We start from the raw sequence: 11,439 nt of genomic DNA on the forward strand, positions 1-11,439 counted from the left end.
ATGACCTTGGCGGAGCTCGCGAAAGCTTATCAACTATCGTCATCCAGTGTTCAACATATCTGGACACGGTCTAACGAGAAAGCTGAACGTGCTATTGCCGATTTTATCGGTTTGCCCGTCGAGCAGGTTTTTAGCGACCGCTACCCCAAAAGTCGCCGTCGCATTTTTAAAGCAGCAAAACATGCCAACACAGATTCACGTGCGCATTCTGCTTTGCGCGGTAATGCTGCTTGAACTTCGTTACACGGCTTTGCGTGTGTCATACGCATTTGCCATGAATTTAAATACCATAAGATAAAAAGGTTTATCAATGTCTAAAGATCAGTACGAAATAGGCAAGATAAATTGCATAGAGTTGCATCATAGAACAGCCGTTTGGATGGGTTGGTTCTGGCGGTTAGATGGTGGTCATATTGTTTTTATAGGGGGTGGTTATGGTTGCTGCTTATAATTTATGGACCCCAGATGTCAGAAACGATATCGTTAATCCTTATTCAGAAGTTGAACGTTTACAGGTGATGCTTTCCTGTTCTTTAAAAGCCGTGAGTAGTGGATTTAAGCATCTGCCGATCCGGTATATTATTGACCCCCCGCATGGCTTATTTGATGCAGCGTTAGCACGACAGATTGTTATTCATATTTTGCATTATCAGTTTGAGGTGCCACGGCGGCGTATTGTTGCGATACAGGCACGTCAGCGGACTTCTATTTCTCTATCTATGCAAGTGATTAACCGGCGTTTGGAAGAACCTGTATTTGCGAAAGCTTATCGAAGATGGGCGGGGCGTGCGATGGATTTGTTCTTTAAAGAGATCAGAAAGGTGGGGGCGTGATGGCACAGTTTCAAAAGCTTGCTCTTGATGTGATTGTGGTACCGGAGCGTATACGCCCTGTGGATGATGAGCATGCCAAGGCACTTGCACAATCAATGGCGCGGGAGGGATTGATGAATCCGATTACGGTGCGCCATACCCCCAATGCTAAAGAGGGCAATTATACGCTTATTGCTGGTGCGCATCGGCTTCGTGCTGCTGAGCTTTTGGGCTATAGTGATATTGATGCCGTTGTGGTGCAGGCTGATAAGGACAATGCCGCGCTTTTAGAGGTTGCTGAAAACCTGTTTCGCAATGAATTGTCTGTTATTGACCGTGCGCTTTTTGTCCAGACTTACCGCGAATTGTGGGAAAAGAAGTATGGGGAGATTAAGATTGGTCGGAATAAAAAATCAAAGGTGCAAGTTGCACCTTTGATCGACGGTGATGGGCATTTAGAGCAATTGGGTCAAGTTGACCATATTGCTCAACCGAGCAATAGTGCAAACATTGCACAATTGCATGATGAAAAAAAATTCGGTCAAGTTGACCGAATTTCTCATACCGATGAAGATAGTGGCAAAGAGATCGCTTTCTGCTTTGCTAAACATGTGGCAGATCGCATTGGTTTATCTGAAGAGTCAGTGAGACGACTTAATCGTATTTCCAAGTATTTACAGCCAGAATTACGCTCTGTTTTGCGGGGGACAGCATTGGCGGATAATCAAGCGCAATTGTTGAAATTAGCCAAGATGGAGCCGGTTGCGCAACGGCGGGTGGCGATTGCTTTGCAACAGGTTGATGGGGATTTGAGGCGGGCTGTTGATTTGGTCAATGGGGTTAATACGCCGCCGCAAATTAATGAACAGGAACGGATTTTTGCTCAGTTATTAGGGGTGTGGCAGAGGGCAGATGCGCAGACAAAGGCGCGGTTTTGTGATTATCTTGCAAGAGAACGAGGGGAGGAGCAGGCATGAAGAGGCATGGTTGCGGGCAGCTTGATTTTTTTCAAAAGCCGGTTTTTCCCTGTCGTGAACCCGTTGCGCAGATTGATTTAGGGCGGTTTCGCTCACGCATTAAGCGTGCGATGGCGCGGGCTTTGAGAGAATGTCGGCATGAGCGCAGTGTGATTGCGGAGCGTATGGCGCATTATTTAGGGATTACTTGTTTAAGTAAGGCGAGTTTGGATGCGTATGTTGCGGAAAGTAAGCAGGTGGATATTTCCCTGCCGCGGTTTAAAGCCTTTGTGCGGGCAACAGAAGCCTATTGGCTCTGGGATGAGGTGGTGAGTGAAGATGGATTGTTGCTGTTGCAAGGAGATGAGGCGCGGTTAGCAGAAATTGCGCGGTTGCAGCAGGAACAGCGGGAGATTGCAGCGCAATTGAAAGCCATGCGCGCAACGCCGGTGCAAATTAAACGGGGGCAGCCATGAAAGAATGGTTTAGTATTGCCGAATTGGCTGAGGCAGCTTTGCCAGGGTTGCCTAAGAGTAAGGGCGGATTGCGTAAGATTTTGGCGACCACATGGCGTCATCAAAGTGGTTTGACACGTAAAGTTAAAGGGGTTTCTCGTCCTGTTGTAGAAGTTCACATTTCGTTATTGCCGGCGGGGGCGCGGGCGGCATTGTTGGTGCGGTTTGGTGGAATTTGTATAGAAGAAAAGACAGAGAAAAGGGATCAAAAGACAAGTATTTGGGTGCGTTATGAGGGGCTTTCCAAGGCGCATAAAAGGCGCTGTGAAGAGCGTTTGAAGGCACTTTGCTTTATGGATGATTTGCTTGTTTCTGGTATGGGTGTGCATGATGCGGCAAGTTTGAGTGCGGTGCACTTTGGTGTGAGCCGGATGTCGCTTTTTAATTGGCGGCAGATGGTTGAAGGGTATGAGCGCCCTGATTGGTTGGCAGCCTTAGCGCCTTGTTATGGTGAGGAGAATGTTTCGCAATTTGCGCCGTGTCATGAGGGGGCGTGGGAGGTTTTTTGTTCGGATTATTTGCGCCCCTCTAAACCTGCTTTTTCGGCGTGTTATCGGCGCATGGTTTCGGTTGCGCAGGAGCGGGGTTTTGAGCCCATTCCTTCAGAGCGGGCTTTGCGGCGTCGTTTTAAGGCGCAAATTTCCAAAGCGGTTGTGGTTTTAGCACGTGAGGGAGAAGAAAAGGCAAAAAAGCTTTATCCAGCCCAACGGCGTGATCGCTCCAGCCTGCATGCATTGCAAGCAGTGAATATGGACGGGCATAAGCTGGATGTTTTTGTGAGTGTTCCTTGGACAGAGAAGCCTGTGCGGCTTTATCTGATTGCCATTCAAGATCTTTATTCGGGCAAGATTTTATCGTGGCGCTTATCGGATGCTGAGAGTTAGGAAATCGTGCGTTTGGTGATTGGGGACATGGTAGAAGCTTATGGCATACCGGAGCGTATGACCTTGGATAATGGGCGTGCCTTTACCAGCAAGTGGATTTCTGGAGGTGTGCAAAACCGCTTTCGTTTTAAGATTAAGCCGGATGATCCGCAAGGGCTTTTGACGAGTTTGGGTGTGCAATTGCAATGGACCACCCCTTATAGCGGACAGTCTAAACCGATTGAGCGGGCATGGCGTGATCTGGCAGAAGCGATTTCTAAACATCCCTTTTGTGCGGGGGCTTATACGGGCAATAAACCGGATGCCAAGCCTGAAGATTATGGCAAGCGCGCGATAGGATTTGAAGCGTTTAAAGCCCATGTTGGTGCGCAAATTGTGGCGCATAATGCGCAAGCGGGGCGTAAGGCGGTTAATTGTGCGGGGCGCAGTTTTGATGAGACCTTTACTGAGAGCTTGCAAGCAGAGGGGACAATAGTTCGGCAAGCAACGGCAGCACAACGGGCTTTATGGCTTTTAACCTCAGAAGCATTGCGTGCGCAAAAGGGTACGGGCGAGATCCATTTTTATGGCAATCGTTATTGGGCGCGGGCGTTGAATGAGCATGCGGGGAAAAAAGTGATTGTACGCTTTGATCCGGATAATTTGCATCAGGATTTACGGGTTTATGATTTGAACAATCGGTTGCTTTGTCTGGCACCATGCCTTTGTGATGTAGGTTTTTATGACCAGCAGGCGGCGCGCTTGAATGGGCGTTTGCGTAAAGAATATGTGAAGGCTGTTAAAGCAGAAAAACAGCTAGCGGCAAAGCTTGCGCCTGATCACTTGGCCGATGTTTATGGGCGCCTTGAGAAAAAAGATGAAGCGTTCAAATCGAAGCTTCCGATAAAGCCAAAGGTGAGCCGCTTGATGCCAAACAATGTGGGGAATTTAGCTTTGACAGCAGACGATGATGAGGCTTTGGGGGCTCGAGAATTTAGTCAACACTTGCATAAAGCTTTGAGAAAGCTTTCCGCCTCTGATGAGGGGCGTGAGGTGATCAAGTTTCCCAAGCAATAGAATAAGGAAATAGGAAAAGAGAGGGGGGATTTAAGGGGACCGGTTGAGGTCCATGTGCGGGGTTGAAGCGTTAACAAAGAAAGGGGGGGAGGAATCTTAATCCTTTAAAAGTTTAAATCAATACATGAAGTTTCTAGGTATCTTTGCCTGATCGGGAGAGATGCGTGGAGTTAGCAAGTTCTCTGATGTGTGAGAAAGAGAGGGGATTTGCAAGGTTAGCCGTTTTAGTATCGCGTACGGCTTTAAATGTTTATTGAAGACAAAAGATAAGGGGCGGGTGGGAGCCCTTCCCCTTATCAATAGTCTAAAATCAATACAGAGGGGAATATACATGAAAAACGCGATAAATGCAACGGTCGATAAAAATCCTTGGGCGCGACCTAAAATCCAGCCCAATGGCACAGCACAAAACCGCAACAGTGATGACATTGCTTTATGGAATGAGCTTGTGGATTCAGTGAGAGCTTTGGGGCAAATGAATGATTGGTCTAAGGCGGAAGTGGCGCGGCGCATAGGCATGCCGGATGGGACGTTTTCGCAATGGTATGCGGGCAGTTATGCGGGACAGTTGGGGAAGCAAAATGCGAAGGTTCAACAATGGGTTGAGGTTTTAAAGGAAACAGCGGGGTTTTTGGAGCGCATTCCTGAAAAGCCGGCTTTTCAGAGGAATCGAATTGCTAGTGAGATCATTGATACTTTAACACTGGCGCAAAGTACGGGGGATATGGTGATGATTACGCTTGATGCGGGCAGTGGTAAGACCGAAACCTGCCGCCATTACCGCGCGACCCGCCCGCATGTTTATCTGGTGACAGCAAGCCCGCATACGCGTAGTGTTCATGGTATTTTGAATGATATGGCAGCAGAATTGGAGGTGGTGGAATATAATCCCACCCGCTTAACGCGTGCTATTGGCAAAAAGTTAGAGCGCGTGGGCAGTGGCACGTTGTTGATCGTTGATGAGGCGCAAAATTTAACGGATGAAGCGATTAATCAGTTGCGCCACTTTGTTGATATCAATGGTACGGGGTTGGCTTTGGTTGGCAATGATGAAATCTCTGGACGGTTGGTTCATCGTCAAAATGGTCCCTCTTATGCGCAAATTAAAAGCCGATTGGCGATGCATTTGAAGCGTCGCAAGCCCTATAGTGAGGATATTGCAGCGCGCATTCATGATTGGGGGATTGAAGATGTTGGTGCGATAAAGTTTTTGACGGGAATTGGTTTGAAAGCAGGAGCTTTGCGGCAAATTGACAAAACCATGATGTTGGCACGCATGGCAGCGCTTGGAGATGGGTGTGAGGTGACCCTTAAACATGTCAAAGCGGCATGGAAAAACCGTGACGTGGAGGAATTGGCATGATCCCTTTATGCGACAAAGAATTATCCGATACGCTTGTTGGTCTTTATGACGATTATCAATGCGGTTTTGATATTGGAGAAAAGCTTAAATTGTGTGTTGATTTGGCGTTATTGCTTGAATTGGAGTTGAGTGTTCACCGTTTGGGGGAGGCTGATGCGGTTTTGGAAGGCCAAGTTGTGGAAGCTTTACGTTGTAGCCAAGCGCTTCATGCCAAGAGTGATGAGGGTGAGAAAGGAACGGTTATTCATATGGATTTTGGAGGCGGAAAATGATGGAACGGAACCCTTATATGGTGAGAGATTGCTTGGTTGCTTTGCGTTCTGCTTTACTCAAGCATGAAATGGAGGGCATTTTTCTGAGTGCGAAAGATGTTCGAGAATTGAATGATTATTTGCGTCGTCTCGCGGGCTATAATCATATTTTAGGTCATGAGCTTATGCGGTGTCGTTGGCAATTGAAAGCGGGATATGACCCTTTATCGGGTTCTGTTTTACCGTTTCGTCGGTTTCAAAAAATACAGGAGGAAGTTGGTGATGAATCCACAAATTGAACTTGAAGGTACGCGTTATATGAAGGATGCGAAAGGGGCTTTGGTGCCAGTAAGCCTAATCCGCCCTGCGGATTTGCTTGAGGATGAAACGGTGCGCAAAATTATGGGTTTTGCGAAAGAATTATCGGCAAGGATTGCACGTTTTAACAACCATACGATTGCGGATTTGAGTGGTTTTGATAGCTTGCTTGCGCAAGAATATGGTGTGGAGCGGCGTGGCAAAAAGGGCAATTGTACTTACACAAGCTTTGATGGTTTGCAACGCATTAAGGTGCAAGTTCAGGAAAGTGTTGATTTTGGACCGCAATTGCAAATTGCTAAAAGCCTTCTTGATGAGTGTTTGAATGAGTGGTCTGCGGATGCACGCCCTGAAATCCGTGCGATTATTACACGTGCTTTTAATACGGATAAAGAAGGTAAGGTGAATCGGGGGGAAATCTTTATGTTGCTGCGTTTGGATATTGATGATCCACGCTGGAAAGAGGCGATGCGTGCCATTCGTGAAGCGATCCGTGTGACGACATCTAAGGAATATGTGCGTTTTTATGAGCGCGATACATTGGAAAGCCCTTGGCGGGCTGTGACGCTTGATTTAGCCAAGACATAAAAGGGAGATAATAAGGGGATACCATGTCTTTAGCGGCTATTCATATGGGCAAACGCGCGTTAGGTCTTGATGATGAGACCTATCGCGCACTGCTTTTTCGATTGACAGGCAAGCAATCGGCAAAAGATTTGAATTTTTCAGAACAGCGCTTTGTGATGCAAGAAATGCGAGCATATGGGGGTGAGGTCAATGGCAAGCTTTTAGAGGGAAAATATGCCAAGAAGCTCCAGGCGCTTTGGATTGCTGGGTGGAATCTTGGCATTATTCGTGATCGTTCAGATAAGGCGTTGCTTGCCTTTGTGAAAAGACAGACAGGCGTTGATCATATTCGCTTTTTACGCGATAGCGATGATGCATGCAGAGCCATTGAGGCGTTGAAAGGTTGGTTGCAGCGTGAGGGTGGGGTTGACTGGAGAGGGAAAAACCGCGAAGATTCATGGAGGAAGAAACCAAGCATTTCCATTTTGTGTGCCCAATGGAAGTGTTTAAATCTGGATGCTGTGTTTGAGCTTGGGGCTTTTCATCAAAGTGTTATGGCGTTAAGTGGTAAAGCTTTGGACGAGATGAATGGGAGCGATTTTAGAGAAGTGATGAATGTTTGGGGGCGGAAAATCCGTAAAAGTGTAAAAAGCGAGGGGTAAGCATGTATGCAAGAGGAAGTCTATAGCGATTTTCCTGCCTTATTGCGAGAAATAGCTGATGTTGCGGGCAGTGAAGCAGCATGGAATATGATGCGGGCTTTTGGTGGACGAGAAGTTTATATACCTGGGCGTCTTGAGAGTGCGGATTGGTTGATTGAGATTGTTGGGTTTGAAGAAGCGCAGCAATTGATCAACTATTTTTGTTTTAATGGTTCGGGAGTGCGCCTTCTTATCCCCCTTGGCAGAGATGCTGAACGGCGGCAAAAAATGGTGCAAGCGTTGCAAAAAGGCTGGTCGGTGGATGCTGCCGCTGCTGTTTCTGGTATGCATGTGCGTACAGCCTATCGCTTGAAGAAGAAAATATCTTTGCAAGAACCACAAGGTTCGTTATTTCCAGAGTTTTATGAGTATTGAGAGTTTTGACTGACAGTGTCAGGCTTATATTGGGGGGTGGAGATCCGATAAACTGCGCATGGGTTTTTATGCATTGAGTGGTTTGTTATGATTTCAATAGATGCTTCTTTTCTTCACCGCCTTGCGCCTAAACTGGCGCATCATGCGCGTCAAGATTTTATTATTGTTGAAATGGCACGCGTGTTGCCTGAAGTTTTATCCTATGGGGCACTCACAACACCGTTGCGTATTGCGCATTTTTTAAGCCAATGTGCGCATGAGAGTGATGGCTTTTTTACCCTGCGTGAATATGCCTCTGGGCGTGCTTATGAGGGGCGGCGTGATTTAGGCAATATCAACCCTGGTGATGGGGTGCGCTTTAAGGGGCGTGGTTTGATCCAGTTGACGGGGCGCAATAATTATCGCCGTTTTACGAGGTTTTGGTGCTCAGTCGATAAACAAGCGGTTGATTGTGAAGATTTTCCAGAAGAGTTGGAAAAGTTTCCAGCAGCGCTTTGGTCTGCTGTTTGGTTTTGGCAAATGAAAGGCTTGAATAGGCTGGCTGATCAAGATGATTATCTCAGGATTACCAAGGCGATCAATGGGGGCAAGAATGGACTTGTGCAACGTTTGATTTATTTGAACCGCGCCAAAAAGCTTTTGGGGCTTGGAGGCGAGGTGAAAGCATGAAGCCCTCTTATCGTGGTTCTAGGCTCTATTTATGGTGGTCTTTTTGGTTTGCTTGGGGGGTTATTTTTTTGCTCGTTTCTGGTGGTTTGTGGGGGGCTCCGCATATTGTTGATATGGCGAGCATTTCTATTCCTTCGATGGTGGCGATTATTGTTGGCAATCTGGGGGTGCATCGTGGCTTTGGCTCGTTGGATTTTTCTAATAGGAAACATTCCCATAAGCGGCATAGCCGCTCCTATGATGGGGTGGAGATAACGGGGTGGGGAGATAAAAGCAATGTTTAGCCCTGTTTCAAAACTGTCTTTTGGTCTGCTTTTTTTTGTCAGTGTGATGTTGGCGGCTTTTGGCTTTATGAAAGCGCAAATTTTAAAAGCGGAAAAGGCACGTGATTTGTATTGGCAGTTGGAGATTGCCAAGGCTTCAGCACGTGCACTGCTTGTACAAGAGCGACAAAGACAAGCAGCGTTGGAATCTGAGCATCGAGCGCAAGGGGTGATTTCTGCTTTAGAACAAAAGCTTATCAAAATGGAGGAAGTCAATGGGAAGTTGCCGGTTACTGGCGGTGGCATTGGGCTTGAGCGTGTGCGCTTGCTCAACACACAAGCCGGTGGGTAGCCTTTCTTATCATTTTTTATCGGTTGAATTGCCGCCTGTTGTTCGCATGGCGTGTTCCCGCCCAGCTTTATTGCCAGAGCGTGCTTTGAATGCGCGCGAAGTGGTGCACTATTGGGGGCGTGATCGTGCTGCTTTATTGATTTGTGAACAGCGCAGAAAAGCTGCGGAGAGGGCGATTTTAGGCACAAGAGAGGGGACTTTTAAGTGAACTTGGATATCAGTGTTGCCAATGGCTGGTTGTCTTTATTGTTATCGGTTATTGCGATTTGTGGGGTTTTGAGAGCCTATTTTTCTTCCGGTGCGCGGGAAATGCTGAAAGATATCACGGCGCTTAAAGAGCGTGTGCAAAAGTTAGAAACAGAGATGGATTTTTTGCCTGATCGTGATGCGCTGCAAAGATTGGAAGTAAATATGGAGAAATTGAATGGTCGCCTCAATACGCTTTCTGCACAATTACAACCGGTGGCAGCCATTGGTGAGCGCTTGCAAGAGTTTTTGTTGGAGAATGCCAAGAAATGAAAGCAGATATGGATAAAATCATCCGTGAAGAAGCGCGGTTGATTATTTTAAAAGGGCTTGCTTGTGAGCGCAGTGAAACTTTATCGAGTGCGATGATTGAGCGGCTTTTATACAGTTATGGCATCAGGCGCGATCGCGACTTTGTGCATAATGAACTGGCATGGATGGAAGATCAAGGTGCTGTTACGTTAAAATGTGTGGGTTCGGTTTTTCTTGCGGCATTAACAGAACGGGGAGCGCGTCATTTAGACCGAAGCTTTTCCATTGAGGGGATTAAGCGGCCTAAACGTTCATCAATAAAATATGAGGTGAAGGATGCGCAAGGTCGGGCGTGGACGTTTAACGGCGATTGATTTATTGCCGCAAGCTTGTGATCAAATTATTGCTGCTGCTGCTGAGGCTTTAAACGGGCGTGAAAAGACGCAAAAAGCCATTTATGATGAATTTAAAGCAGCTTTGAAGGCTTTACGAAAGGAAACGGGTTTAAGCTTTTCTATACCCTCCTTTTCGAGTTTTAATCGTTATTCTTTGCGGCTAGCCGTGATGTCACGGCGCCTAGAACAGACAAGAGAAATTGCCGCAAGCCTCTCTCAGCGTTTTGATGCCAAAGCTTCTGATAATATCACTCTTTTGACGGCGGCAGCGATTAAAGAACTGATTTTTTCAACGTTGAGCAGTGGGAAAAACCTTTCGCCAAAAGCAGCACAAGAATTAGCCAATGCGCTCAAAGGGGTTTTGGCGGCTGAACATTTGTCGACCACCAGACGGCAAAGATTAGAGAAGGATTTTACCACTAAAGCAAGTAAAGCGGTTGATGTGGCAGCAGCAGCGGCGGGGCTCTCAGAAGAAACAGCGCGGGCTATACGTGCGCAGGTGTTGGGGGTAAAACATGGCTGAACAGCCCTTTTCAAAAAGTCATGTCTTTGATCATCAAGGTGGTTTTGATATTTGGCGGAAAAGTGCTTTTCCCAAAGAGAGTGATCCCTTAGCGGAAGGCGTTTTGATGGCGCATCAACGGGCATGGATTGAGGATAAATCACCGTTAAAATTGGTGGAAAAGGGGCGGCGCACCGGTATTACTTTTGCTGAAGCTTTGGATGATACTCTTATTGCGGCGGCAACCGTTAAGGCAGGGGGCGATAATGTTTTTTATATTGGTGACACCAGAGACAAGGGGCGTGAATTTATTGGCTATGTGAGCAATTTTGCCAGAGCCATTACAAGCCACAGTGGGGATGTGGAGGAATTTTTATTCTCTGATCAAAGGGCGGATGGTTCAACGAAATATATCTCTGCTTATCGGGTGCGTTTTGCTTCGGGATTTCGGGTTGAGGCGCTTTCTAGCCGCCCTGAAAACATTCGGGGGTTACAGGGCATTGTAGTGATTGATGAGGCGGCGTTTCATCAAGATGTGCGCGCTGTTTTGGATGCTGTCAATGCTTTGCTCATTTGGGGAGGAAAAATCCGTGTGATCTCCACCCATAATGGTGTACTCAATCCTTTCAATGAACTGATCCGTGAAGCACGAGCAGGCAAAGTGCCTTTTTCGGTGCATTGTTATCCCTTTGGTGTCGCTGTTAAAAATGGCTTGTTTAAACGGGTTTGTGCCATGAAGGGGGAGGTGTGGAGTTTAGCATCTGAGCAACAATGGGAAGAGCAAATTCGTGCCTCTTATGGGGTGCGTTTGGCTGCTATGCGCCAAGAATTAGATGCCATACCAGCCGACCAAGAAGGGGCGGCTTTAACACGTTTGCAGATTGAAAATTGTTGTGTTCCGGGTATTGCGGTGTTGCGTTTTGCTTGTGTGGATGATTTTAAAAATCAATCGGAACATCAAC

General features: G+C 47.0%; 18 protein-coding genes and 2 pseudogenes. All 20 read left to right on the top strand.

Features of this window, described 5'->3' with window-relative positions; all coding sequences use genetic code 11:
* Nucleotides 1-234: helix-turn-helix domain-containing protein (locus ACFINU_RS08190; protein WP_375667543.1), on the top strand; the 234-nt coding region annotated here is incomplete at its 5' end.
* A gap of 76 nt (nt 235-310) precedes the next feature.
* Nucleotides 311-451 carry a hypothetical protein gene (locus ACFINU_RS08195; RefSeq protein ID WP_375607613.1) on the top strand — a complete coding sequence of 47 codons (141 nt, stop codon included), beginning with the start codon at nt 311-313 and terminating at the stop codon, nt 449-451.
* Nucleotides 435-833: a hypothetical protein gene (locus ACFINU_RS08200; RefSeq protein WP_375607614.1), complete on the top strand. Its 399-nt coding sequence runs from the start codon at nt 435-437 to the stop codon at nt 831-833. Before ACFINU_RS08195 ends, ACFINU_RS08200 begins: the two co-directional genes overlap by 17 nt.
* Nucleotides 833-1,789: a ParB/RepB/Spo0J family partition protein gene (locus tag ACFINU_RS08205; RefSeq protein WP_375618793.1), complete on the top strand. Its 957-nt coding sequence runs from the start codon at nt 833-835 to the stop codon at nt 1,787-1,789. Before ACFINU_RS08200 ends, ACFINU_RS08205 begins: the two co-directional genes overlap by 1 nt.
* Complete coding sequence (locus ACFINU_RS08210; protein ID WP_375618794.1) at nt 1,786-2,244, top strand: hypothetical protein; 459 nt, start codon at nt 1,786-1,788, stop codon at nt 2,242-2,244. Before ACFINU_RS08205 ends, ACFINU_RS08210 begins: the two co-directional genes overlap by 4 nt.
* Nucleotides 2,241-4,223 (top strand): annotated as a pseudogene (locus ACFINU_RS08215) (transposase domain-containing protein). The gene ACFINU_RS08210 and the pseudogene ACFINU_RS08215 overlap by 4 nt, the downstream one beginning before the upstream one ends.
* 331 nt (nt 4,224-4,554) lie before the next feature.
* On the top strand, nt 4,555-5,586 hold the full coding sequence (locus tag ACFINU_RS08220; RefSeq protein ID WP_375618796.1) for an AAA family ATPase: 1,032 nt from the start codon (nt 4,555-4,557) through the stop codon (nt 5,584-5,586).
* Nucleotides 5,583-5,858: a hypothetical protein gene (locus ACFINU_RS08225; protein WP_375607958.1), complete on the top strand. Its 276-nt coding sequence runs from the start codon at nt 5,583-5,585 to the stop codon at nt 5,856-5,858. Before ACFINU_RS08220 ends, ACFINU_RS08225 begins: the two co-directional genes overlap by 4 nt.
* Nucleotides 5,858-6,136 (top strand): hypothetical protein, encoded by a 279-nt coding sequence (locus ACFINU_RS08230; RefSeq protein WP_375618801.1) that lies wholly within the window; start codon nt 5,858-5,860, stop codon nt 6,134-6,136. Before ACFINU_RS08225 ends, ACFINU_RS08230 begins: the two co-directional genes overlap by 1 nt.
* Nucleotides 6,120-6,743, top strand: a complete 624-nt coding sequence (locus ACFINU_RS08235) for a DUF3164 family protein (protein ID WP_375618797.1) — start codon at nt 6,120-6,122, stop codon at nt 6,741-6,743. The genes ACFINU_RS08230 and ACFINU_RS08235 overlap by 17 nt, the downstream gene beginning before the upstream one ends.
* A gap of 23 nt (nt 6,744-6,766) precedes the next feature.
* On the top strand, nt 6,767-7,384 hold the full coding sequence (locus tag ACFINU_RS08240; RefSeq protein ID WP_375618798.1) for a phage protein GemA/Gp16 family protein: 618 nt from the start codon (nt 6,767-6,769) through the stop codon (nt 7,382-7,384).
* A 6-nt stretch (nt 7,385-7,390) separates the two neighbouring features.
* Entirely contained in the window at nt 7,391-7,798 is a 408-nt protein-coding gene (locus ACFINU_RS08245; RefSeq protein WP_375614061.1) for a helix-turn-helix domain-containing protein, read from the top strand.
* Nucleotides 7,799-7,885: 87 nt separating this feature from the next.
* The gene (locus tag ACFINU_RS08250) at nt 7,886-8,467 is read left to right on the top strand and encodes a glycoside hydrolase family 19 protein (protein ID WP_375618799.1); all 582 of its coding nucleotides are present in this window, start codon (nt 7,886-7,888) and stop codon (nt 8,465-8,467) included.
* Nucleotides 8,464-8,751, top strand: a complete 288-nt coding sequence (locus ACFINU_RS08255) for a hypothetical protein (protein ID WP_375618800.1) — start codon at nt 8,464-8,466, stop codon at nt 8,749-8,751. The genes ACFINU_RS08250 and ACFINU_RS08255 overlap by 4 nt, the downstream gene beginning before the upstream one ends.
* A complete protein-coding gene (locus tag ACFINU_RS08260; RefSeq protein ID WP_375607964.1) occupies nt 8,744-9,082 on the top strand; it encodes a hypothetical protein in 339 nt (112 codons plus the stop codon). The genes ACFINU_RS08255 and ACFINU_RS08260 overlap by 8 nt, the downstream gene beginning before the upstream one ends.
* Nucleotides 9,075-9,290 carry a hypothetical protein gene (locus ACFINU_RS08265; protein WP_375607965.1) on the top strand — a complete coding sequence of 72 codons (216 nt, stop codon included), beginning with the start codon at nt 9,075-9,077 and terminating at the stop codon, nt 9,288-9,290. Before ACFINU_RS08260 ends, ACFINU_RS08265 begins: the two co-directional genes overlap by 8 nt.
* Complete coding sequence (locus tag ACFINU_RS08270) at nt 9,287-9,601, top strand: DUF2730 family protein (RefSeq protein WP_375607966.1); 315 nt, start codon at nt 9,287-9,289, stop codon at nt 9,599-9,601. The genes ACFINU_RS08265 and ACFINU_RS08270 overlap by 4 nt, the downstream gene beginning before the upstream one ends.
* Nucleotides 9,598-9,954, top strand: coding sequence for a hypothetical protein (locus ACFINU_RS08275; RefSeq protein ID WP_375607967.1), 357 nt, complete (start codon nt 9,598-9,600; stop codon nt 9,952-9,954). Before ACFINU_RS08270 ends, ACFINU_RS08275 begins: the two co-directional genes overlap by 4 nt.
* Entirely contained in the window at nt 9,917-10,498 is a 582-nt protein-coding gene (locus tag ACFINU_RS08280; RefSeq protein ID WP_375618964.1) for a phage protein Gp27 family protein, read from the top strand. The genes ACFINU_RS08275 and ACFINU_RS08280 overlap by 38 nt, the downstream gene beginning before the upstream one ends.
* Nucleotides 10,491-11,439, top strand: a pseudogene (locus tag ACFINU_RS08285) (hypothetical protein); the annotation flags it as partial. The gene ACFINU_RS08280 and the pseudogene ACFINU_RS08285, both read left to right, overlap by 8 nt.

The sequence above is a fragment of the Bartonella sp. AC130YNZD genome (assembly GCF_042196865.1).
Taxonomy (GTDB): Bacteria; Pseudomonadota; Alphaproteobacteria; order Rhizobiales; family Rhizobiaceae; genus Bartonella.

Bases quoted from the DNA above. Each gene is read 5' to 3' on its own strand.
- ACFINU_RS08245 (WP_375614061.1), top strand. From the start codon at position 7,391: ATGCAAGAGGAAGTCTATAGCGATTTTCCTGCCTTATTGCGAGAAATA.
- ACFINU_RS08205 (WP_375618793.1), top strand. From the start codon at position 833: ATGGCACAGTTTCAAAAGCTTGCTCTTGATGTGATTGTGGTACCGGAG.
- ACFINU_RS08225 (WP_375607958.1), top strand. From the start codon at position 5,583: ATGATCCCTTTATGCGACAAAGAATTATCCGATACGCTTGTTGGTCTT.
- ACFINU_RS08255 (WP_375618800.1), top strand. From the start codon at position 8,464: ATGAAGCCCTCTTATCGTGGTTCTAGGCTCTATTTATGGTGGTCTTTT.
- ACFINU_RS08250 (WP_375618799.1), top strand. From the start codon at position 7,886: ATGATTTCAATAGATGCTTCTTTTCTTCACCGCCTTGCGCCTAAACTG.
- ACFINU_RS08230 (WP_375618801.1), top strand. From the start codon at position 5,858: ATGGAACGGAACCCTTATATGGTGAGAGATTGCTTGGTTGCTTTGCGT.
- ACFINU_RS08275 (WP_375607967.1), top strand. From the start codon at position 9,598: ATGAAAGCAGATATGGATAAAATCATCCGTGAAGAAGCGCGGTTGATT.
- ACFINU_RS08200 (WP_375607614.1), top strand. From the start codon at position 435: ATGGTTGCTGCTTATAATTTATGGACCCCAGATGTCAGAAACGATATC.
- ACFINU_RS08240 (WP_375618798.1), top strand. From the start codon at position 6,767: ATGTCTTTAGCGGCTATTCATATGGGCAAACGCGCGTTAGGTCTTGAT.
- ACFINU_RS08235 (WP_375618797.1), top strand. From the start codon at position 6,120: ATGAATCCACAAATTGAACTTGAAGGTACGCGTTATATGAAGGATGCG.
- ACFINU_RS08195 (WP_375607613.1), top strand. From the start codon at position 311: ATGTCTAAAGATCAGTACGAAATAGGCAAGATAAATTGCATAGAGTTG.
- ACFINU_RS08260 (WP_375607964.1), top strand. From the start codon at position 8,744: ATGTTTAGCCCTGTTTCAAAACTGTCTTTTGGTCTGCTTTTTTTTGTC.
- ACFINU_RS08280 (WP_375618964.1), top strand. From the start codon at position 9,917: ATGCGCAAGGTCGGGCGTGGACGTTTAACGGCGATTGATTTATTGCCG.
- ACFINU_RS08220 (WP_375618796.1), top strand. From the start codon at position 4,555: ATGAAAAACGCGATAAATGCAACGGTCGATAAAAATCCTTGGGCGCGA.
- ACFINU_RS08210 (WP_375618794.1), top strand. From the start codon at position 1,786: ATGAAGAGGCATGGTTGCGGGCAGCTTGATTTTTTTCAAAAGCCGGTT.